Annotated in this window: 20 protein-coding genes; 11 read left to right on the top strand and 9 right to left on the bottom strand. The window is 70.8% G+C overall.

What is annotated here, in order from left to right:
* Positions 1–11: 11 nt before the first annotated feature.
* Complete coding sequence (locus KUG38_RS14420) at positions 12–656, bottom strand: shikimate kinase (protein WP_216922809.1); 645 nt, start codon at positions 654–656, stop codon at positions 12–14.
* Between the two features lie 63 nt (positions 657–719).
* On the opposite strand from KUG38_RS14420, the gene KUG38_RS14415 reads away from it, so the two are divergent.
* Positions 720–1,682 carry a 6-carboxytetrahydropterin synthase gene (locus tag KUG38_RS14415; RefSeq protein WP_216922807.1) on the top strand — a complete coding sequence of 321 codons (963 nt, stop codon included), beginning with the start codon at positions 720–722 and terminating at the stop codon, positions 1,680–1,682.
* Complete coding sequence (locus KUG38_RS14410; protein WP_286196077.1) at positions 1,679–2,386, top strand: dihydrofolate reductase family protein; 708 nt, start codon at positions 1,679–1,681, stop codon at positions 2,384–2,386. The genes KUG38_RS14415 and KUG38_RS14410 overlap by 4 nt, the downstream gene beginning before the upstream one ends.
* On the opposite strand, the gene KUG38_RS14405 is transcribed toward KUG38_RS14410, so the two are convergent.
* Positions 2,368–2,805 carry a hypothetical protein gene (locus KUG38_RS14405; protein WP_216922805.1) on the bottom strand — a complete coding sequence of 146 codons (438 nt, stop codon included), beginning with the start codon at positions 2,803–2,805 and terminating at the stop codon, positions 2,368–2,370. The two genes, KUG38_RS14410 and KUG38_RS14405, sit on opposite strands and share 19 nt — an antisense overlap.
* A 79-nt stretch (positions 2,806–2,884) precedes the next feature.
* On the opposite strand from KUG38_RS14405, the gene KUG38_RS14400 reads away from it, so the two are divergent.
* Together KUG38_RS14400 and KUG38_RS14395 are read left to right on the top strand one after the other, a co-directional pair.
* Positions 2,885–4,138: a GNAT family N-acetyltransferase gene (locus tag KUG38_RS14400; RefSeq protein WP_216922803.1), complete on the top strand. Its 1,254-nt coding sequence runs from the start codon at positions 2,885–2,887 to the stop codon at positions 4,136–4,138.
* Positions 4,101–4,484, top strand: a complete 384-nt coding sequence (locus KUG38_RS14395; protein ID WP_216922801.1) for a DUF4346 domain-containing protein — start codon at positions 4,101–4,103, stop codon at positions 4,482–4,484. Before KUG38_RS14400 ends, KUG38_RS14395 begins: the two co-directional genes overlap by 38 nt.
* 26 nt (positions 4,485–4,510) lie before the next feature.
* Here the strand turns inward: KUG38_RS14395 and KUG38_RS14390 are convergent, their stop codons facing one another.
* Complete coding sequence (locus KUG38_RS14390) at positions 4,511–5,035, bottom strand: hypothetical protein (protein WP_216922799.1); 525 nt, start codon at positions 5,033–5,035, stop codon at positions 4,511–4,513.
* A gap of 107 nt (positions 5,036–5,142) precedes the next feature.
* On the bottom strand, positions 5,143–6,753 hold the full coding sequence (locus KUG38_RS14385) for a B12-binding domain-containing radical SAM protein (RefSeq protein WP_216922796.1): 1,611 nt from the start codon (positions 6,751–6,753) through the stop codon (positions 5,143–5,145).
* Positions 6,754–6,934: 181 nt separating this feature from the next.
* Between KUG38_RS14385 and KUG38_RS17270 the strand changes: the two genes are divergently transcribed.
* A complete protein-coding gene (locus KUG38_RS17270; protein WP_502690441.1) occupies positions 6,935–7,051 on the top strand; it encodes a cytochrome b6-f complex subunit 6 in 117 nt (38 codons plus the stop codon).
* Here KUG38_RS17270 and KUG38_RS14380 read toward each other — a convergent pair.
* The gene (locus KUG38_RS14380) at positions 7,038–8,267 is read right to left on the bottom strand and encodes an MFS transporter (RefSeq protein WP_216922795.1); all 1,230 of its coding nucleotides are present in this window, start codon (positions 8,265–8,267) and stop codon (positions 7,038–7,040) included. The genes KUG38_RS17270 and KUG38_RS14380 overlap by 14 nt on opposite strands.
* Positions 8,264–9,658 carry a 30S ribosomal protein S12 methylthiotransferase RimO gene (gene rimO / locus KUG38_RS14375; RefSeq protein ID WP_216922792.1) on the bottom strand — a complete coding sequence of 465 codons (1,395 nt, stop codon included), beginning with the start codon at positions 9,656–9,658 and terminating at the stop codon, positions 8,264–8,266. The genes KUG38_RS14380 and rimO overlap by 4 nt, the downstream gene beginning before the upstream one ends.
* Before the next feature lie 123 nt (positions 9,659–9,781).
* Here rimO and KUG38_RS14370 point away from each other — a divergent pair, with 123 nt between their 5' ends.
* Positions 9,782–10,708: a vitamin K epoxide reductase family protein gene (locus tag KUG38_RS14370; protein WP_216922789.1), complete on the top strand. Its 927-nt coding sequence runs from the start codon at positions 9,782–9,784 to the stop codon at positions 10,706–10,708.
* A 27-nt stretch (positions 10,709–10,735) separates the two neighbouring features.
* Here KUG38_RS14370 and nadB read toward each other — a convergent pair whose 3' ends face one another.
* The 3 genes from nadB to KUG38_RS14355 all read right to left on the bottom strand — a co-directional run bounded on the left by nadB (position 10,736) and on the right by KUG38_RS14355 (position 13,767).
* Positions 10,736–12,379 (bottom strand): L-aspartate oxidase, encoded by a 1,644-nt coding sequence (gene nadB, locus KUG38_RS14365; protein ID WP_216922787.1) that lies wholly within the window; start codon positions 12,377–12,379, stop codon positions 10,736–10,738.
* 156 nt (positions 12,380–12,535) lie between these two features.
* Positions 12,536–12,913, bottom strand: coding sequence for a photosystem II complex extrinsic protein PsbU (gene psbU / locus KUG38_RS14360; protein WP_216922785.1), 378 nt, complete (start codon positions 12,911–12,913; stop codon positions 12,536–12,538).
* Between the two features lie 131 nt (positions 12,914–13,044).
* On the bottom strand, positions 13,045–13,767 hold the full coding sequence (locus KUG38_RS14355) for a DUF3120 domain-containing protein (RefSeq protein WP_353617832.1): 723 nt from the start codon (positions 13,765–13,767) through the stop codon (positions 13,045–13,047).
* A 95-nt stretch (positions 13,768–13,862) separates the two neighbouring features.
* Here KUG38_RS14355 and KUG38_RS14350 point away from each other — a divergent pair, with 95 nt between their 5' ends.
* The 5 genes from KUG38_RS14350 to KUG38_RS14330 are packed head-to-tail and all read left to right on the top strand — an operon-like array spanning position 13,863 to position 20,139.
* Complete coding sequence (locus KUG38_RS14350) at positions 13,863–14,735, top strand: undecaprenyl-diphosphate phosphatase (RefSeq protein ID WP_216922781.1); 873 nt, start codon at positions 13,863–13,865, stop codon at positions 14,733–14,735.
* Between the two features lie 54 nt (positions 14,736–14,789).
* Positions 14,790–16,184, top strand: coding sequence for a TIGR03279 family radical SAM protein (locus KUG38_RS14345; protein ID WP_216922779.1), 1,395 nt, complete (start codon positions 14,790–14,792; stop codon positions 16,182–16,184).
* 26 nt (positions 16,185–16,210) lie between these two features.
* Positions 16,211–17,920, top strand: a complete 1,710-nt coding sequence (locus KUG38_RS14340) for a TolC family protein (protein ID WP_353617830.1) — start codon at positions 16,211–16,213, stop codon at positions 17,918–17,920.
* 6 nt (positions 17,921–17,926) lie between these two features.
* Positions 17,927–19,321, top strand: a complete 1,395-nt coding sequence (locus tag KUG38_RS14335; RefSeq protein ID WP_216922777.1) for a BCD family MFS transporter — start codon at positions 17,927–17,929, stop codon at positions 19,319–19,321.
* Entirely contained in the window at positions 19,318–20,139 is an 822-nt protein-coding gene (locus tag KUG38_RS14330) for an inositol monophosphatase family protein (protein ID WP_216922775.1), read from the top strand. Before KUG38_RS14335 ends, KUG38_RS14330 begins: the two co-directional genes overlap by 4 nt.
* Positions 20,140–20,301 lie beyond the last annotated feature (162 nt).

Genomic DNA, 20,301 nt, shown 5'->3' with positions numbered 1-20,301 from the left:
TCCGGAGTCCCTCAGTTGAGCGAGGGGCGGGCCTGCCCGTCGGCGTCCTGCAGCCGGACGGGGTCGGCCGGAGCCTGGGTGGGGTCCCGCAGCACCGAGGGCAGGGCGTCGAGCACCTGCCGGGCCACCGCGGTGGGCTGGCCCTGCTGGACCACCGTCAGGTCGGCCTGGGCGTAGAGGGGCCGGCGCTCGTGCAGCAGCGCCTCCAGCCGGGCGGCGGGATCGGGCGTGTCCAGCAGGGGCCTGGGCGTGGGGTCGGCGGCCAGACGGCGCAGCAGCTCCTCCGCCGGGGCGTCGAGCCACACCACCACCCCCTGACGCATGTGACCCCAGTTCTCCGGCCGGGTCACCGCCCCGCCGCCGGTGGCCACCACCAGGGAATGCCAGCTGGCGATGCCGTTGAGCACGGCGGTCTCCAGGGCACGGAAGCCGTCCTCCCCGTCGCTGGCGAAGATCTCGGCGATCGGCCGGCCGGCCACCTCCGCCAGGGCGGTGTCGGCATCGATGAAGCGGTAGCCGAGGGCCTCGGCGAGGGGGCGTCCCACGGCGCTCTTGCCGGCCCCCATCATCCCCACCAGGTAGATGTTCAGGCCATCGAGACGGCGGGCCAGGTCCCGGTGTGAGGGGCGGGGCGGGGCGTCATCGGCTGGGGCCATGGGTTCGGGGTCGGCGGCGGTCCGGACCCCGTTTCTAGGATGGGCGTCCCCTGGGCCTCGGCGATGACCGCAACCCGGTTGACCGCCCCACCTGCGGCACCCTCCCCCACCAGCGCCGCCCACGGGCGTGGCCGCCCCTGCGTGATCACCCGCCGGGCGACCTTCAGTTCCAGCCACCTCTACCGGCTGCCGGAACTGGACGACGCCGAGAACACCCGGCGCTTCGGCCGCTGCAGCCTGGCCCCGGGCCACGGCCACAACTATGAGCTCACCGTGGCGATGGGCGGCCCGCTCGACGCCGACGGGATGGTGCTCAACCTCTCCGACGTCAAGCACGCCATCCGGCGGGAGGTGACCGAGCCGCTCGACTTCCGTTTCCTCAACGAGGTCTGGCCCGAGTTCGACCTCTCCCGCCCCGACGGCCGGCTGCCCACCACCGAGGCCCTGCTGCTGGCCATCCGCGACCGGCTGGCCCCCCATCTGCCGCTGGTGGCCCTGCGGCTCCACGAACAAACCAATCTCTGGGCCGACGTGCTCTGCGGTCCCTCCATCGATCCCATGGAAGCCTTCCTCTCCATCCGCACCCACTTCGCCGCGGCCCATCGCCTGGCCCGCCCCGAGCTCAGCCAGAGCGAAAACGAGGCGATCTACGGCAAGTGCGCCCGCCCCCACGGCCACGGCCACAACTACCTGCTCGACGTCACCGTGCGGGGCCCCATCGATGGGCGCACCGGCATGGTCTGCGACCTGGCCGCCCTCCAGCAACTGGTGGCCGACCTGGTGGTGGAACCCTTCGACCACACCTTCCTCAACAAGGACGTGGAGCACTTCGCCGGCTGCGTTCCCACCGCTGAGAACATCGCCCTCCACATCGCCGACCTGCTCAGCGCCCCCATCGCCGCCACCGGGGCCCGGCTGCACAAGGTGCGCCTGCAGGAGAGCCCCAACAACGCCGCTGAAGTTTTCGCCGAGACGCCCCAGCTGGAGATGGTCCCGGCGGCCCTCGAAGCCCTCGCGGCCGTTTGAGTCCGGCGGCGGCGGATCCCCGACCGAGCGGCCTCCGGCCCGAGCTGCGGCTTGTTCTGGCGGTGAGCCTCGACGGCCGCCTGGCGCCGGCCGAAGGGGGGGCGGCCCAGCTGGGGGGCGCCGCTGACCGGCTGGTGCTGGAGGAGGCCCTGGCCTGGGCCGATGCCGTCCTGGTGGGAGCCGAGACCCTGCGGCGCCACGGCAGCACCTGCCTGATCCACAGCCCAGGGCTGCTTGCGGCCCGCCGCTCAGAGGGCTGCGGTGCCCAGCCGATCGCCATCGCGGTGAGCCGCAGCGGCCGGCTGCCCGCCGCTTTGCCCTTCTTTCGCCAGCCCCTGGAGCGCTGGCTGCTGCAGGCCGCGCCGCTGCCCGCCGCCGCCCCTGCCGAGGGCTTCGATCGCCACCTGCCCCTGGACAGCTGGCCCGAGGCCCTGACGGCCCTGGCGGCCCTGGGTCAGCGGCGCATCGCCGTGCTGGGGGGGGCCCAGCTGGCGGCGGCCCTGGCGGCCGAGGACCTGCTCGATGAGCTCCAGCTCACCGTCTGCCCCCGCCTGCTGGGCGGCCCCCACGGCTGGCTGACGGCCGACGCCCGGGTGGCCCCGGCGGCCCGGGCCGGCTGGCGGCTGGTGGAGCACCGGGCGCTGCCGGGGGACGAACTGCTGCTGCGCTGGCGCCGCCCCGGGGCTCAGGGCGTGACCTCCTGAAGGCCGTAGCTGCCGAAACGCCTGCCGAGCTCCCGCAGCGGCATGTCCCGCAGGCTGTCGGTGGGCAGGCCGAACATCCTGGCCAGGCAGCGCTTGACCACCTCCTCGCTGTCATCGCCGAAGCGGCCGCTCACCATCTCGGTGAGCACCCCCAGGCTGCGGCCGCTGTTGTCGGTCTCCTCGATCAGGCACTTGCTGGTGGGCACCGCCAGCTTGCGACAGGGATCCTGCAGGTTCTTCTCCAGGTCGGCCCGGCCGGCGGAGACCGTCTCCACGCAGACCCGGGTCAGCTGGTTCTCCAGCTGGGGACGCAGCAGCATCAGTACCGGCCGCAGCAGTCCGGCCCTGGCGGGCGCCGCCGGCACGACCAGCGCCGTGGCGGCCGTCAGGAGCACCAGGATCCGCAGGGGCTTGGCCATGGCGGGGGAAGGACGCTCGGTCGCAGGGAATCAACCGTTAGTTTTGCGCCTGCCCCTCCCACCTGTGTTGCCAGCGGCCATGGCCGAGCTGCAAGTCCGCTGGCATCAGGCCACACAGGAGATCCCGGAAGACCAGTGGCAGGCCCTGGTGGGGGGCACCGGAGAGGCCGCGGCTGCGGCGGCGACGGAGGCGGTGACTGAGGCGGTGGATCGCCCCTTCTACGGCTGGCGCTGGCTGCATCACCTGGAGGCCAGCGGCAGCATCGTGCCCCGCCAGGGCTGGCAGGCCTGCCACCTGGGGCTCTGGCGCGGCGAGCGGCTGGTGGCCCTGGCCCCCCTGTACCTGAAGGGCCACAGCTACGGGGAGTTCGTCTTCGACCAGTCCTTCGCCCAGCTCGCCGGCCAGCTCGGCCTGCGCTACTACCCCAAGCTCGTCGGCATGAGCCCGGTGAGCCCGGTGCAGGGCTACCGCTTCCATGTGGCCACCGGCGAAGACGCGGTGGCCCTCACCCAGCGGATGCTGGCCGAGATCGACGGCTTCTGCCGGCGTCAGGGGATCCTCAGCTGCAACTTCCTCTACGTGGATCCGGCCTGGCAGCCCCTGGCGGAAGCCGCCGGCTGCGCCCTGTGGATCAACCAGCAGAGCGAATGGCGCAACCCGGGCCATGCCGACTTCGAGTGCTATCTGGCCAGCTTCAATGCCAACCAGCGGCGCAACATCCGCCGCGAACGCCGCTCGGTGGCGGAGGCGGGGCTGACGGTCACGCCCCTGGCGGGCGAGGACATCCCGCCGCAGCTGCTGGAGCGGATGCACCGGTTCTACGAGCAGCACTGCAGCCGCTGGGGTCCCTGGGGCAGCAAGTACCTCACCGAGTCCTTCTTCCAGGCGGCCGCCAACGACCTGCGCCAGCACCTGGTGCTGTTCAGCGCCCATCGGGGCGAGCCGATGCAGCCCCTGGCGATGTCGCTGTGCGTGCACGATGCCAACGGCCTCTGGGGCCGCTACTGGGGCAGTGACATCGAGCTCGATAACCTGCACTTCGAGGTCTGCTACTACGCCCCGATCGCCTGGGCGATCGAGCGGGGCCTGGAGAGCTTCGATCCCGGTGCCGGCGGCAGCCACAAGCGGCGCCGGGGCTTCGTGGCCCAGCCCCGGGCCAGCCTGCACCGCTGGTACGACCCCCGCTTCGACGCCATCCTGCGGGACTGGCTGCCGGGTGCCAACAGGGAGATGCACGCGGCGATCACGGCGATGAACGCGGAGCTTCCTTTCACCGCTTCCTACGATCCCCCCCATGCACCGCGACCCGAACCCCCGTCAGAGCCTGGATGAGGCTCTCTCCCAGCGCTTCATCAGCCTCGATGCAGCGGGCTACTTCCTGATCAAGGTGGATGCCGCCGCCGGCGAGCTGATCGCGGAGCACTACACCAATGGCATCGATGACCGGGGACTGGCCACCGACCCCGACACCGGAGAGGTGCTCAGCTGCCGGGGCGGCGACCCGCGGGCGCCCCGGGCCGTGTACCGGGGCCGCAGCGCCAAGGAACTCGGCATCGCCCTGACCGAGGGGGACGGCCCCCATCCCCTCACGCGGCTCGACCATGCCCTCTACCTGGGCCGGGAGCTGCAGAAGGCAGAGCATTGTCTTGTGGCGGGCCTGCCCTACGTGCAGGACTAGCCACGGCCCGCCCCCCCGGGTTCGATTCAGCTGGCGGCAACGAGACGGCAGCGGCCGTCCATCATCAGGGCCCCGAGCCCGCCCCCTTTCTGCATGGCGTTTTCCTGAAAGGTGAGAGTGCGGCGGTCGATCGTGGTGTGGTGCTCCACGTCGTGGTGCTGGTCGGGATGCACCACCATCGGGGGCTTCAGCGCCGCGATACCCGGAAGCTGCTGGCTGGTCGGGGCCTGGCCCATGGCCACCTCATCGCCATCGTTGTCGGCGAGGTGGAAGTTGTTGGATTCCTTTTCCAGAAAGGTGATCTGGTCGCGGGAGGTCTTCACCGGCAGGGTCTGGCCATCGGCGAAGCGCACCCGATCGTCCCCCCGCCCCACATCGACGCGGAAGTCGATCTGGCCGGTGGGGTCGTCCCGGTGGCGACAGATCATCGACTGGGGGCCCAGGGGATCCCAGCGACTCAGGGCCAGGCCCAGCAGACCACATCCGGCGACAACCGCCAGGATCGAAGTTCGGGTGAGCCGGCCCTTCGGTTCAGAGGTCTTCTGCGTCACTGCGCCATCAATGCAGCGGCTTGACCGTACTCCCGGGGTTCTTCCGGGGCCGGTCGCGACCCAGGCCGCTGCATCCAGCCCCGATCGTTCCTGGAAAGGCTGGAGCCCTAGGCGGGCTGGAGCTCCCGGGTGGTTTCGCGCGACCCCTCGGGCGGTTCCGGGGGCAGGGCGGCAAGCTGCTCCTGGATCTCGCGGGTCACCACGCCCCGGTATTCCTGGAAGTGTTCGTTGTGGGCGAGGGTCACCAGGAACTGCTCCAGGTTGTTGGGGTTGCGCCGGGCGATGGTGAACAGGGAACTCCAGAACCGACCGCGGGTGTCGCGCTTCAGCCCCTGACGCCAGATCACGATCAGCAGGGCGCGGACATCGGTCCAGCTGGGCAGGCTGGCCTTGCCGAAGGCCGCCGCCGGCACGTACTGCTGCCAGCGGGGCTGGCCCATCTTCAGGTAGTAGTGCTTGACCCGGTCGATGTAGGCGTTCGGCTCGTAGAGGCGGCAGAAGGCATCGACGTATTCGTTGGCGATCTGGCGGATCGGCCGGGTGGGTACGAAGTTGAGCAGGTTGGTCTGGTTGACGCCCTTGGCGTCGGTTTTCTCCTGGACCAGCCGGCCTTCCTTCTCGAGGCGATGCCAGAGGCCGGTGTTGGGCAGGGCCTGCAGCATGCCCATCATCGCGGCGGGGATGCCGGTGCGGCTGACGAATTCCACGATCCGATCGCCGGCGCCCTGCTTCTCACCGTCGAAGCCGATGATGAAACCGGCCATCACCCGGATGCCGTAGGAGGTGATCCGGTCCACCGATTCCTCCAGGGAGCTGCGGGTGTTCTGCAGCTTGCGGGCCGTTTCGAGGCTGGCTTCGTCGGGGGTCTCGATGCCCAGGAAGACACTGTCGAAGCGGGCCTCGGCCATCATCAGCATCATCTCGTCATCGGAGGCGAGGTCCACCGAGGCCTCGGTGGCGAAGCTGAAGGGATAGCCGTGGGCGATCTGCCAGCGCTTGATCTCCGGCAGCAGCAGCTTGGCGTTGCGCTTGTTGCCGATGAAGTTGTCGTCGACCAGGAAGATCGAGCGGCGCCAGCCCAGGTCGTAGAGGTACTGGAGCTCCGCCACCAGCTGCTCGGGGGTCTTGGTGCGGGGTTTGCGCCCGTAGAGCACGATGATGTCGCAGAACTCGCACTGGAACGGGCAGCCGCGCGAGAACTGCACCGACATGGAGTCGTAGGCCTCCAGCTCGAGCAGATCGAAGCGGGGGATGGGGGTGCCGGTGACGTCGGGCTTCTCCCCTTCGGCGCTGAACCGACCCTGGCGTTCGCCGCGCTCGATCGCCTCGATGAACAGCGGCAGGGTGATCTCCCCTTCGTCGAGCACCTTGAAATCGGCCAGCTGCAGTTCAGGAGCGTCGGGGGTGGAGCTGGCGAACGGGCCGCCCACGGCCACCGGCAGGCCCCGCTGCTTGGCCTTGGCGATCTGGGCGGCCATGTCGGCCTTCTGGACGATCATCCCGGAGATCACCACCAGCTCCGCCCAGTTCCACTCGGCCTCCGTCACCTCGCGGACGTTGCGGTCGACCAGCTTCATCTCCCAGGTCTGGGGCAGCAGGGCCGCCACGGTGACCATGCCGAGCGGGGGAAGGAGAACCTTGCGGTTCACCAGCTCGAGAATCTTCTCGTAGCTCCAGAACGTCTTCGGGAATTCGGGATAGATGAAGAGGGTGCGCATGCTGCAGGTGCTTGGTGGATGGTCCGGTGGGGATGGTCCGTGGGCGATAGCGCGGCTGCGGCAGGGGCTCAGGCGGGTTCCGCTGCGCCGCAACCCTAGGAGGTTTCGGTAATTGTTCGATGGTTCTACCCCCTCCTCGCCTGGCCTGGGGCCGGAAGGGGGCGGATCCTCTGCTGTAATGATGGCCTTCCTCGCAGCAGCGTTCGTGGGTGTGGTGATCTATCTGGCGCTCGTCGGTGGCGGGCTGACCGCCGCCTTCCTGGCCACCGTCGTGCTCAAGGGCATCAGGCTGATCTGAGCCGGAGCGCTCCTTTCCTCCCCAGCTCCAGCACGCCCACCACCAGCCCCACGCCGCCGAGCAGCGCGAAGGTGGCAGGCAGCCCCACGGTCATCGCCAGGGCGGCGGCCACCAGGCCGCTCACGCCACCGCCCCCCAGAAAGGCGATCTGCCCCAGACCGGCCATGCGGCCGCGCAGGTCCATCGGAGCGCCCACCTGCAGGATCAGGCTCGATCCGGCCAGCAGGCCGGCGGTGCCGGCGCCCAGCAGCAGCGCCATCGCCAGGGCGACAGGCCCCCCGGACACGGCGGCCATCCCCAGCTGGGCCAGGGCCACCGCCACGGCGCAGCCCCCCAGCAGCAGTGCCGGCCGCTCGCTGAGGGCGCGGCTGTTGCGCTGCAGCACCAGCCCGCCGGCGATGCTGCCGGCCGCCAGCACGCTGGTGAACAGGCCGAGGGCCTGCGGGGAGGGCCCGATCACCTCGGCAGCGATCAGGGGCGCCAGGCCCGGATGGAAGAAGCCCACCAGGCAGGCCACGGTGGTGAAGCGCAGCACATGGCGCAGCGTCGGCCCGCAGCCCTGCCAGGCGGCCCCGAGGCTGGCGCCGGCGCCCCCGGCACTGCGCTGCTCCAGCTCCCGATGGGGCCGCAGCAGCCAGATCACGGTGGCGATCGGCAGCAGGTAGGAGGCCGCATCGATCGCCAGGGCCATCGCGGGCCCGGAAAGGGCCACGAGCCAGCCCCCCAGGGGAGGGCCCACGAGCTTGCCGACGTTGAACACGACCGAGAAGCTGGCCAGATACGGGGCCACCTGCTCCGGCCGTTCCACCAGCAGCGAGCAGTACTTGCTGCGGGCCGTCAGCTCGAAGGAACTGGCGACGCCCACCACCAGGGTGCTCAGCAACAGCAGTACCACCTGCCCCACCCCCTGGAGCAGGGGAATGGCGAGGGCCCCGAGGGCCGCCCCGCCGAACAGGCCCCACTGGGAGCGGATCAGCACCGTCTCGCAGCCCAGCCGATCCGTGAGCACCCCCGCCCGGCCGCTGATCACCAGGCTCGGCAGGGCCAGGGCGGCGAAATGCAGGGCGAGCAGCAGCGGATTGCCGGTGCCGGCCATCAGGATCCAGCCCTTGGCCGTCAGTCCGGCGAAGGAACCGGTGGTGCTCAGGCCGGAGGCGACCAGGAAGAGGGGGCGCTGGTGCCGCTGCAGCCAGCCACCTCCGCTGCCGGGACTCAAGCCCGGCTCCGCGTCGCCGCCAGGGCGTCGCTCACCATCGCCCCGGCCCCCACCACCTCGCCGCGCAGGTCATAGGTGTCGGCGGCGGTGATCCGCACCGGCACCATCGTGCCCGGAGCGGCGCACAGCCCCCCCTCGCCGGGGCTGACGTGCACCTCCCCGTCCACGTCAGGGGCGAAGCGGGCGCAGCGGCCCAGCATCTCGCCGCTGGTGGGGTTGTCCTGCTCGATCAGCACGTCCACGATCCGGCCCACCCAGGCGCCATTGCGCTCGGCGGCGATCGGCTGCTGCAGGGCCATCAGCCGGTCCCGGCGCTCGCTGGCCACCTCGGCGGGCACGGGATCCGGCAGGTCGGCGGCGGCGGTGCCGTCCTCCGGAGAGAAGGTGAACACCCCCACGTGATCGAAGCGCTGCTCGGCCACGAAGGCCAGCAGATGCTCGAAGTGCTCCTCCGTCTCCCCGGGGAAGCCGACGATGAAGGTGGTGCGCAGCACGGCGTCGGGCAGCTGGTCGCGGATGCGCTGCAGCAGGGCGCCGTTGACCCCGGTCTGCCAGGGGCGGTTCATGGCCCGCAGCACCTCCGGGTGACTGTGCTGGAGGGGGAGATCCAGGTAGGGCAGCACGTTGGGGACGTCCCGGTAGGCGGCCAGGACGGGCTCGGTCAGGCCGGTTGGGTAGGCGTAGTGGACCCGGATCCAGGGGATCTCCACGTCCCCCAGGGCCCGCAGCAGGTCGTCGAGGCGGGGCCTGCCGTAGAGATCCAGCCCGTAGTTGGTGGTGATCTGGCTGATCAGGATCAGCTCCTTCACCCCCTGCTCGGCCAGCTGGCGGGCCTCCGCCACGATCGACTCGATCGGGCGGGAGCGCTGGTCGCCCCGCAGCCGGGGAATGATGCAGAAGGCGCAGCGGTAGTCGCAGCCTTCGGCCACCTTCAGGTAGGCCACCGCTTCGGAGGTGGTGCGGTAGCGGGGCAGGTGCTCGTCGCCGACGAAGGTGGGCACCGGGCTCACCCGGTTGACCCGCTCCCCGGCCTCCACCCGCTCCAGCACCTCGACGATGTGCTGGTAGTCGCCGGTGCCGACGATGGCCTTGGCCTCCGGCAGGGAGTCGAGCAGCTCCTGCTGGAAATGCTGGGCCAGGCAGCCGGCGATGATCAGTTCCTTGCCCTGTTCGGCCAGTTCCACCAGGGTGCGGACCGATTCGGCCCGGGCGTCCTGGATGAAGCTGCAGGTGTTGACCACCACGACCCGGGCGTCGCTCTCATCGGCGCTGACCCCGTAGCCCGCCTCGGCCAGCAGACCGAGCATGTGCTCGGTGTCCACCCGGTTCTTCTCGCAACCCAGATGGGTGAAGGCCACGGTGGGCCGTTCTCGGCCGGGCTGGGGGGGCATGGTGCTGCGGGAGAAAGGGGGGGACGGGCCTGCGGCCCGCTGGGGGCCGGGCGACAAACGCCGAACTCCACCCTATGCAAGTCCCTGCGGCTGCGAGAATCGCACCGTGATCCGTTGGTCCCCGTGACTTCCACTCGCCTCGCCAGTCGCCTCACGAGTCGCCGCCGCCCCGAGCCGGGTCGCCGCTGGGCGCGGGTGGTGATGGCCGTGCTGGCCACCATCGGCGTGATCGACACCGGATCGATCACCCTGAACCGCTGGGGCGTGATCGGCGCCCTCACCTGCCCTGGAGGGGCGGAGGGCTGCGACAAGGTCCTCAACAGCCCCTGGGGGAGCGTCTTCGGCCAGCCCCTGTCCCTGTTCGGCTTCCTGGCCTATGGCGCGGTGCTGGTGATGGCGGTGCTGCCGCTGCTGCTGAAGGGTGAGGCCCGCACCACCTTCAACGGGCTCAGCTGGTGGGGTCTGTTCCTGCTCAGCGCCGGCATGGCGGTCTTCAGCCTGGTGCTGGTGGGGGTGATGGCCTTCCAGATCAAGGCGTTCTGCACCTTCTGCCTGATGTCGGCCGCGATCAGCCTGACGCTGTTCGTGCTCAGCCTGATCGGCGGTGAATGGGAGGACACCGGTGCCCTGCTCTTCCGTGGCGTGCTCACGGTGCTGGCCGTCGGTCTGATCGGCCTCGGCTGGGCCACCTCCCTGAACCGGCCCGAGTCGGCGACGGGCCCGGGGATGCCGATTCCGGTCACCTCGGCCAGCACGCCGGCCACCATCGCCCTCGCCGACCACCTCACCGACACCGGCGCGGTGATGTATTCGGCCTACTGGTGCCCCCACTGCCACGACCAGAAGCAGCTCTTCGGCAAGGAGGCCACCGCCAAGCTCAAGATCGTCGAATGCGCCCCCGACGGCCGCAACAGCCAGGCCGCCCTCTGCGCCAGCAAGAACATCCAGGGCTTCCCCACCTGGGAGATCAAGGGCCAGCTCGATTCCGGCCAGAAGACCCTCGCCCAGCTCGCCGCCCTGAGCGGCTACAAGGGCTCGATCGCCAACTGAGCCGCCCTCACGCCTGAGCCTGTCCCTTCACTCCTGCCCCACCGGGGTGGTGAAGGGTGAGCGCCCCCGGAGCTGCACCGTGTGGCGCCGCCAGAACGGCTGGGGCGCCGGGCAATCGGTGCGGTGATGGCCGCCCCTGCTCTCGACCCGGAAGGCGGCGGCCTCCATCAGCAGCTCCGCCAGCACCAGCCGCTGGCGCAGGTCCTGCTGCAGCAGCAGGCGGCGGCCCTGCTCCGGCGTCAGCGTCAGCTCCCGGTCGTGGGGCAGATCGTGGGCCCGGCGCAGCAGGGGGGAGCGCTCATGGCCCGAGCGCTCGCGGCGCACCTGCCGCAGGGCGCCGATGAGATCGACGCCGCGGCGCTCCACGCCGGCCACCTGCCAGCAGAGGCGGCGCAGATCGGCGATCGCGGCGAGCAGGGTGGCCTCATCGGGGCCCGAGCGCGCTTCGGCCTCGCTGAGGGCCGGGGCCTCGCAGGGGGCTTCGAGGGGCGCGGTGGGAAGGGGCTGGGGCTGCAGATGGCGCAGCCGGCGGGCGAAGACCAGGCATTCCATCAGCGAGTTGCTGGCCAGCCGGTTGGCCCCATGGACCCCGGTGCTGGCCACTTCCCCCACCGCGTACAGGCCGGGCAGGCTGGTGGCCGCCTCCAGGTCGGTGCCGATGCCGCCCATCCAGTAGTGGGCGGCCGGGGCCACCGGAATCGGGGCGTCGCCGGGGGCCAGCCCCAGCTCCCGGCAGCGGCGCAGGATCGTCGGGAACTGGCGTTCCAGCCGTTCGCGACCCACCGGCCGCAGGTCGAGCCACAGGTGGGTGACCCCCTGCTCGGCCATGCAGCGGGCCAGGGCGCGGCTCACCTGGTCCCGCGGGGCCAGATCGCCGCCTTCCAGCCGTTCCACCGGCGAGCGGCCGGCGTCGTCAAAGAGCCGGGCCCCCTCGCCGCGCACCGCCTCGCTGATCAGGAAGTGGGGGGCGTCCGGCAGCATCAGCGCCGTGGGGTGGAACTGGACGAACTCCAGATCCCGCACCCGGGCGCCGGCGCTCCAGGCCATGGCGACGCCGTCGCCGCTGGCCTGGGCCGGGTTGGTCGTGTGGGCGAACAGATGGCCGCCGCCGCCGCTGGCCAGCACCACCGCACCGGCCCTCAGCCAGCGCAGCCGCTGGCCTTCGAGCACCTGCAGGCCAAGGCACTGGCCGTTCTCCACCCACAGCTGCAGGGCGGGGATGCCCTTGCGCTGCTCCAGGCCCGGCCGGCGCTGCACCTCCCGCTCCAGGGCATCCACCAGGGCTCCGCCGGTGCGGTCCTGGGCGTGGAGCACCCGGCGGTGGCTGTGGGCCGCTTCGAGGGTGGTGCTCAGGCCCTGGGGGGTGCGATCGAAGTCCATGCCCAGCTGCACGAGGCGCTCGACGCAGGCCGGCGCCTCCCGCACCAGCACCTCGACCGCGGCCGGATCGCAGAGCCCGGCGCCCGCCTTGAGGGTGTCGGTGATGTGGCTGGCGAAGCTGTCGTCGGCTCCGGTCACCGCGGCGATGCCCCCCTGGGCCCAGCGGCTGGCGGACGGGGGGGCGCTGGATTTGCTCAGCAGCAGCACGCGCAGCTGCGGGGGCAATTCCAGGCAGGTCATCAGGCCTGCGGCACCACTGCCGACCACCACCACGTCCCAGTGGGGTGCCATGCGCGGATCCGGCTCATCCAAGCGGCTGGTTCACCCCTTTGCACCGTGCCTTCTGCAGCCGAGCCTATGGGACGGACGGTGGCGGACCTGCGGCCACAAAAAAACCGCCGTGGTGACGGCGGTTCGGGAGGGGTCGGGGGAGGCCCGCCCGTGCAATCAGCGGTAGACGCCGTCGTTGATGCGATCGAAGCCTTCGTTGAGGGCGATCGCCGGGGGGGTCACGGTGAAGTTGCCCTTGTACTTGTTGAACAGCTCTTTCTGGCGGTCGGTCAGATCGAGGGCCAGCACATCGTCGACGCTGTCGTAGGGACCACCGAGGACGATCTTGCCGGCCAGGGTCGGGTACATGCCGGGGTACTGCTGGAACCGGCGCACCGAAGCGTTGTTGAGATCCACCTTGCCGACGCTCTCGGCGAGCTTGTCGTCGATCTCGTTGCGGCGCTCCGCGGCGAGGGCGGCACCGGGCAGAAGCAGGGTCACGAGCAGACCGGCCAGGACCACACCACTCATCAACCAGGCAAGCAGCCGCTTCATCACGACACTCCTTAGGGGGATAGAACCAGGGGACCCTGGCAGGGACTGGGCAGTGATCCGCAGATCACCCCAGCAACGTTACAGAAGGCCCCCGGGTCTCCCTGCACAGGCGGGCGGGCTTTTGCAGTTCTTCAGATCAGACCGCTCAGTTGGGGGGCCAGCAGGGCCGCCCCGAGGAACAGGGCATCGACGGCCAGGGTGGTGCCCACGGCCGCGGCGGCCACCCGCCAGGGCCCACCCAGCGACCAGAGGCGGCAGCAGAGGAGCAGCAGCAGGCCCGCCGCCAGAGCGATCAGGGCCAGGGGCCAGGGCTGCAGGACCTGGAGGGCGGCGCCCTGGAGCAGGAGGGGAGCTTCGGCCAGGGGGGCGTTCAGCACCCGGGGCCAGAGATCCATGAGGCCGGCGGCCGCCATCACCCCGTCGGTGCTGGCGGTGCCGAGCAGGGAGCCCAGATAGAAGGCGCCCGCCAGGCGCCAGCGGCCGCCCAGGCCCGCCACCGCCAGGGGCAGGGCGAAGGCCTCGATCGGCAGATGCATCACCGGATGGAGCCGGAACCAGCCCCAGAACAGACAGCCCCCCAGCCAGCTGCCGCTGAAGCCCACCAGCAGCACACCCAGCTGCTGCCACGGGCCCTGGCCCCGGCGCTCCAGCAGCAGGGCGAAGGCCATCAGGGGGATGGTGAACAGGGTCGCTGCCATCGGCGCGGCGCGCACCCAGGGGGCCTGCAGGAACACCGGCACGGTGACCAGCAGGGCGGCCGCCAGGGGCAGCACGGCCGCGGCCGGGACGGTGCCGAGCCGCAGGCCCGGCAGGGCCTCGGAACGGGCGGAAAGGGTGGGTGGAACCCCGAGCACCTGGTTGTGAAGAAAGTTGTGCAACCTTAAGGGGGTGGAGGGGTGCTTCCGTGACCCGTCCGGCCATAGGGTCAGCCGCAGTATCGGCTTCCCCCATGCCGCTGGTCGCCACGGCCGCCACCCTGCCCCTGGTCGAGGCCTGCTGGCACGCCTTCGTTCTGGGGGTCGTGCAGGGGCTGACGGAGTTCCTGCCGATCAGCAGCACGGCCCACCTCAAGGTGGTTCCGGTGTTGCTGGGCTGGGGTGACCCCGGGGTGGCCTTCACGGCCGTGATCCAGCTGGGCAGCATCGCTGCGGTGCTCGGCTACTTCCGCAAGGATCTGGCCGAGGTGAGCGCCGGGGTGGCCCGGGCCTTCCGCCATGGCCAGTGGAACGACCCGCCGGCCCGGCTGGGGGTGGCCATCGCCCTGGGCACCATTCCCATCCTGCTGGCGGGCCTGGCCATCAAGGTGCTGCTGCCCGGCTACGAGACCTCCCCCCTGCGCAGCCTCACCTCGATCGCCATCGTCTCGATCGTGATGGCCCTGCTGCTGGCGGTGGCGGAGCTGGTGGGCCGCCGCCGCCGCCTGCTCGAAGCGGTCACCCCCCGCGACGGCCTGCTGGTGGGGCTGGCCCAGGCGCTCGCCCTGATTCCCGGGGTGTCCCGCTCGGGCAGCACCCTGACGGCATCCCTCTTTGATGGCTGGCAGCGCTCCGACGCGGCCCGCTTCTCCTTTCTCCTCGGTATTCCCGCCATCACCCTGGCGGGGCTGGTGGAGCTCAAGACCGCCTTTGGCTCGGTCGAAACCGGCGGCGTGATTCCGATGCTGGTGGGCATCGCCGCGGCGGCGGTGGTCTCCTGGCTGGCGATCGCCTGGTTGCTGCGCTTCCTGCAGCAGAACAGCACCTGGATCTTCGTCGGCTACCGGCTGCTGTTCGGCCTGGTGATCCTGCTGGGCTTCCGGGGGCTGGAGGGGGCCACCCCCTGAAGGGGCGGGACCGCCACACTGGAGCCAACGTCCCACGCCCCGCCGTCACCTCCCGTGTGGAAGGAGCCCTCCTCTGCCCTCGCCGGGCCCACCGCCCTCGCCGGTCCCGTCACCCAGCCCCGGCCTGCCCTTGTGGCCACGGTCGAGCCGGGCTCGATCGCCGAGGAGCTGGGGTTCCAGCCCGGTGACCGCCTGCGCAGCATCAACGGCATCCGCCCGCGGGATCTGATCGACGTCCAGGTGCTGCAGGGGGAGGAGGAGCTGGTGCTGGAGGTGGAGGACCCCGACGGCACCCTCCACGTGGTGGAGCTGGAAAAGGACCTGGATGAAGGGCTGGGACTGGGCTTCAGCGAAGCCCTGTTCGACGGCCTGCGCCAGTGCAACAACCACTGCCCGTTCTGCTTCATCGACCAGCAGCCGCCGGGGCGCCGCGACAGCCTCTATCTCAAGGACGACGACTACCGGCTCAGCTTTCTCTACGGCTCGTACCTCACCCTCACCAACCTCACGGCGGCCGACTGGAGCCGCATCGAGGAGCAGCGCCTCTCGCCCCTGTTCGTCTCGGTCCATGCCACCGATCCGGAGCTCCGCAGCCGCCTGCTGGTCAACCCACGGGCCGCCCTGCTGCTGGAGCAGCTGGCCTGGTTCGCCGAGCGGCGCCTCCAGATCCATGCCCAGGTGGTGGTGTGTCCGGGGTTGAACGACGGCGAGGCCCTGGAGCGCACCCTCACCGACCTGGCGCGGTTCGCCACCGGACCCTGGCCCGCCGTGCTCTCCACCGCCGTGGTGCCGGTGGGTCTGACCCGCTTCCGCCCGGCCGGCGATGCCCTCAGGCCGGTCGACCGGGAGGTGGCCCTCGAGGTGATCGCCCGGGTCGAGGGACTGCAGCCCACCTTCCAGGCCAGCACCGGCAGCCGTTTCGCCTGGCTGTCCGATGAGTGGTTCCTGATCGCCGGCCGGCCCCTGCCGCCGCGCGCCAGCTACGAGGATCTGCCCCAGCAGGAGAACGGGGTCGGCAGCATCCGCGCCTTCCTGGAGGACCTGGAGGGCGCCACCCGGGAGCTTCCAACCAGCATCGCCAGCCCGCGCCGCTGCAGCTGGGTGGTGGGTCGCCTCGTGGCCGAGGCCCTGCAGCCGGTGGTGGAGAGGCTCAACCGCGTCGAGGGGCTGGAGCTGCTCCTCCATGGCCTGCCCAGCCCCTACTGGGGCCAGGAGCAGGTGGTCACCGGGCTGCTCACGGGTTCCGACCTGATCGAGGGCCTGAGCGGCCGTGACCTGGGGGAGGAACTGCTGCTGCCGCGGGTGATGCTGCGGGAGGGGGAGGAGGTGTTTCTGGACGACAGCACCCTCGCCGAGCTGCGCGATCGTCTGCCTGTGCCAGTTCGATTGCTGGGGGGTGCGGACGATCTGGTGGCCGCCTGCCTCGGCACCCCACGGGGAGATGCTTAAGCTCTGCCTGAAGCGAACGGTCCAACGTGAGGCGCCAACCACTCCTGCTCGCGGCACTGGTGGTGCTTCCGTCGTTCGGCCTCCAGGCGCTGCCGGTGCGGGCCCAGTCCGCCCCAGCCCCCGCGGCCCCGAGCCTTCCGGCCCCCCCGGCCCTGCCACTGGCCCCTGAGGTCAAGGGTCCCAGGCCCAAGTCCAACCCCACGGTGCTGGCGCCCGCCGCCAAGGAGCTGCCCCCGGGCCTCCAGGACCTGGTCGCCCCCAACCCCCTGGCCCTGCCGGTCAAGCCGTCGCAGGTGCGCATCCGGGAGCTGCGCCCCCTCGGCCTGGCCGATGTGGAAACCCTTGTTGAGGTCAACAACCCCGAGCTCAAGGCGATCGCCAGCCAGGTGGAGCAGGCCCAGTCGGCCCTGCGGGCCCAGATCGCCCTCTGGTATCCCACGATCCAGCTCAACGCCAACAGCCTGCCCACCTACACCGGCGGCGAGCAGTTCAGCAGCGCCTTCACGGGCACCGGCCAGCAGCCCGGCAACACGATCACCAGCATCTGGCGGATGTCGGCCGTGCTCCAGGCCAGCTGGGGCCTGATCAACCCCACCCGCACGCCCCAGATCGCCGCCGCCCGCGACCGCTTCGAGCAGGCCAAGAACCAGTACCTGATCGGCCTGCGGGCGCGGCGCCTGGAGGCCGCCGAGGCCTTCTTCGATCTCCAGGTCTCCGATGAGACGGTCCGCATCGGCCAGGAGTCGGTGCGCTCCTCCCTGGTGAGCCTGCGGGATGCGAAAGCCCGCTTCCAGGCCGGCGTGGCCACCAAGCTGGAGGTGTTGGAGGCGGAAACCCAGCTGGCCCGCGACCAGCAGGTGCTCACCCAGGGTCTGGCCGACCAGGCCATCGCCCGTCGCGCCCTCGCCGCCCTGCTCGACCTGCCCCAGGACATCACCCCCACCTCGAAGGAACCCTCACGGGTGGTGGGCTCCTGGCTGCCGTCGCTGCAGGAGAGCATCATCGCCGCCTACGCCTTCCGCGAGGAGCTCGATAACGTCCTGCTCAACATCTCGATCGCCAACAGCGAGGCGAACGCGGCCCTGGGCGCGGCCCAGCCGTTCCTGAACATCGCCTACGGCCTCACCGGTGGCCGCACCCGGGGTGTTCAGTTCGCCAACCGCAGCACCCCGGGGGTCAACTTCGGCAATGAGGGCTGGTCGGTGGAGAACACCGTGGGCCTCAACCTCAGCTGGACGATCTTCGATGGTGGAGCCGCCCGGGCCAACTACCGCCGCCAGAAGCAGGTGGCCCAGGAGAACTCCTTCCAGTTCGCCCAGCAGCGCGACGCGATCCGCCAGCAGGTGGAAACCAACTTCTTCGAGCTGGAGAAGAACAACCGCAACATCACCACCACCTCCCGCGAGGTGATCTCCACCCGGGAATCCCTGCGGTTGGCCCGCCTCCGCTTCCAGGCTGGCGTCACCACCCAGCGGGAGGTGGTCGACACCCAGCGCGACCTCACCCAGGCCGAAGTGCGCTGGTCGACGGCCATCTCCGACTACAACAAGGCCCTCGCCCGGCTGCGGCGCTTCACCGGTCTCGACCAGGTCGGCCTCTGCCAGCGCCAGGCCCTGCCGGCCACCAGCCCGAGGCCGGCCGGCACCTCCGAGATCCCCGTGGAGCCCCAGCCCCTGATCCCGGCCTGCCGGGCGGGCAGCCCCGCCGGGCCCGAGGCGATGCCGCCGGGGTCCTGACGCCCGTTGTCGTCACCTCTCCGCCCCGGTCTGACCCTCCCCGCCACGGTGCGCCTGGGCCTTTTCCAGGGTTGCCTCGGCTGCCTGGCCGTGATCTTCTCGGGGCTGCTCAACAGGATCATGCTCAGTGAGCTGGGCTTCCCCGGACTGCTGGTGGGCGGTGCCCTGGCCTTCGAGCAGTTCGTGGCCCCCTCGCGGGTGCTGTTCGGCCAGATCTCCGATGCCCACCCCCTGGCCTCCCGCCATCGGGTCCCCTATGTGCTGCTCGGCACGGCGGCCTTCTGCCTGCTGGCCGTGCTGTCGGTGCCGCTGATCTTCCGGGTGGGGCGCCTGCTGGAGGACGGCAGCCAGCCTGGCCTCGCCTTCGGGATCGCCGCCCTCTGCGGCCTGTTCGCCCTCTACGGCCTGGCGATTTCCCTGGCCACCACCCCCTACCTGGCCCTGGTGATCGACCGCACCAGTGAGCAGGAGCGGCCCCGGGCGGTGAGCATCATCTGGTGCATGCTCACGGTCGGCATCGTCATCGGTGCCGTGTCCATCGGTGTGAGCCTGCGCTCCCTGGACGGCGTGAGCGATCCGGTGGTGCTGGAGGCGACCCTCTCCCGCTTCATGGCGACCGTGGCCGGGGTGGTGATGCTGCTCACGGTGGTCGCCACCTGGGGCATGGAATCTCCCCTGCGGGAGCGCAGCGACGGGACGGTGGTGCCGCGGGAGGATGCCATCGGCCTGCGCCAGTCCTGGACCCTGATCACCTCCAGCCGCCAGGTGCTGATCTTTTTCGCCTTCCTGATCCTGTTCACCCTGGCGCTGTTCCTGCAGGACCCGGTGCTCGAGAGCTACGGCGCCCAAGTCTTCGCCATGCCGATCGCCGCCACCGCCCAGCTCAATGCCTTCTGGGGCGTCGGCACCCTCGTTGGCCTGCTGCTCGCGGGTCTCTGGGTGGTGCCCCGGCTGGGGAAGATGGCCACCGCCCGCCTCGGCTGCCAGCTGATCGCCCTGTCCCTGCTGCTGCTGCTCGTGGCGGGTCTGACGGCCCGGATCCCCTTTCTGCAGGCCGTGATGGTGCTGTTCGGCCTGGCGGCCGGGATCGGCACCAACAGCGCCCTCTGCCTGATGCTCGACCTCACCCTGCCCCAGGCCGCCGGCACCTTCGTCGGCGTCTGGGGCCTGGCCCAGGCCCTCTCGCGGGCGATCGGCAAGCTGCTTGGCGGCGGCCTGTACGACATCGGCCGTTCGCTGCCGCTGGGGGACGGGCCCTACGGACCCTTCGCCCTGGTGCTGGGCGTCGAGCTGCTGGTGGCCCTGGCGGCCCTGCTGCTGCTCGGGTATGTCAACGTGCGCCAGTTCCGGGAGGACACCTCCCGCAGCCTCAGCCAGGTTCTGGAGATGGAAATGGGATGAAGGTCATCACCCCGCACCCCCTCGATTCCCGCCTGGAGTCCCTGCTCGACAGGGTCGCCGAGCGTCAGCGGGCCGACTTCGGCCACAGCCAGCCGGATCTGAAGGCGGATGGGTCCTTCATCACGGCCTGTGATCGCTGGAGTGACGCCACGCTGGTGGAGGGACTGGCCGAGCTGTTCCCCGGGGAAGGGGTCCTGAGCGAGGAGGGACGCCAGCAGGTGCCCGCCACGCCGGCCTACTGGGTGGTGGATCCCCTGGATGGCACCACCAATTTCGCTGCCGGCATCCCCTACTGGGCGATCTCGATGGCCCGCTTCGAGGCCGGTGTGCCGGTCCTGGCGATCCTCGATGTGCCGCCGCTGCGGCAGCGGATCGTGGCCATCCGGGGTGAGGGGGCGTGGCGCAACGGCAAGCCCATCCCGCCACCCGCCCAGCAGCTCCACAACGCCGGCTGCGCCTCGCTCTGCAGCCGTTCGATCCGGGTGCTCCAGAAGCTGCCCCACCGTCCGTTCCCCGGCAAGATCCGGCTGCTGGGCGTCGCCAGTCTCAATCTGGTGTCCGTGGCCATGGGGCAGACCATGGCGGCCCTGGAGGCGACACCGAAGATCTGGGACCTGGCGGCGGCCTGGCTGGTGCTTGAAGAGCTGGGCTGCCCCCTGCGCTGGCTGGGGGCGAGCCCCCAGGGGTTGCAGCCCGGCCAGGACCTGGCCCAGACGGACTTCCCGGTGCTCGTGGCCAACCGTCAGGAGACACTGGAGCGGTTCATGCCGTGGGCGGAGGCCCTGGAGACCAGGGGCCCAGCGAATCACGTGATATGATTTTGGACTGCGCCCCAGAGAGCGAGAGCTCGAGCGGGGAGCAGGCTTACGGGATCGAGAGGCGCGAGCCGACGGTGTTGTAAGTTTTCTGAGTCGCCGGGAGGCGACGCGCCGCGAGAGCCCCGGAAGGGGTGGAGCGGTCGAACCTGGACAACCAAAAAA

Source organism: Synechococcus sp. CCAP 1479/9 (assembly GCF_019038535.1).
In the GTDB taxonomy this organism is placed as follows: domain Bacteria; phylum Cyanobacteriota; class Cyanobacteriia; order PCC-6307; family Cyanobiaceae; genus Cyanobium.
The sequence above is the reverse complement of the archived record's forward strand: the minus strand, read 5'-3'. Positions and strand labels throughout refer to the sequence as shown.

Bases quoted from the DNA above. Each gene is read 5' to 3' on its own strand.
- KUG38_RS14420 (WP_216922809.1), bottom strand. From the start codon at position 656: ATGGCCCCAGCCGATGACGCCCCGCCCCGCCCCTCACACCGGGACCTG.
- KUG38_RS14415 (WP_216922807.1), top strand. From the start codon at position 720: ATGACCGCAACCCGGTTGACCGCCCCACCTGCGGCACCCTCCCCCACC.
- KUG38_RS14405 (WP_216922805.1), bottom strand. From the start codon at position 2,805: ATGGCCAAGCCCCTGCGGATCCTGGTGCTCCTGACGGCCGCCACGGCG.
- KUG38_RS14400 (WP_216922803.1), top strand. From the start codon at position 2,885: ATGGCCGAGCTGCAAGTCCGCTGGCATCAGGCCACACAGGAGATCCCG.
- KUG38_RS14395 (WP_216922801.1), top strand. From the start codon at position 4,101: ATGCACCGCGACCCGAACCCCCGTCAGAGCCTGGATGAGGCTCTCTCC.
- KUG38_RS14385 (WP_216922796.1), bottom strand. From the start codon at position 6,753: ATGCGCACCCTCTTCATCTATCCCGAATTCCCGAAGACGTTCTGGAGC.
- KUG38_RS17270 (WP_502690441.1), top strand. From the start codon at position 6,935: ATGGCCTTCCTCGCAGCAGCGTTCGTGGGTGTGGTGATCTATCTGGCG.
- rimO (WP_216922792.1), bottom strand. From the start codon at position 9,658: ATGCCCCCCCAGCCCGGCCGAGAACGGCCCACCGTGGCCTTCACCCAT.
- nadB (WP_216922787.1), bottom strand. From the start codon at position 12,379: ATGGCACCCCACTGGGACGTGGTGGTGGTCGGCAGTGGTGCCGCAGGC.
- psbU (WP_216922785.1), bottom strand. From the start codon at position 12,913: ATGAAGCGGCTGCTTGCCTGGTTGATGAGTGGTGTGGTCCTGGCCGGT.
- KUG38_RS14350 (WP_216922781.1), top strand. From the start codon at position 13,863: ATGCCGCTGGTCGCCACGGCCGCCACCCTGCCCCTGGTCGAGGCCTGC.
- KUG38_RS14330 (WP_216922775.1), top strand. From the start codon at position 19,318: ATGAAGGTCATCACCCCGCACCCCCTCGATTCCCGCCTGGAGTCCCTG.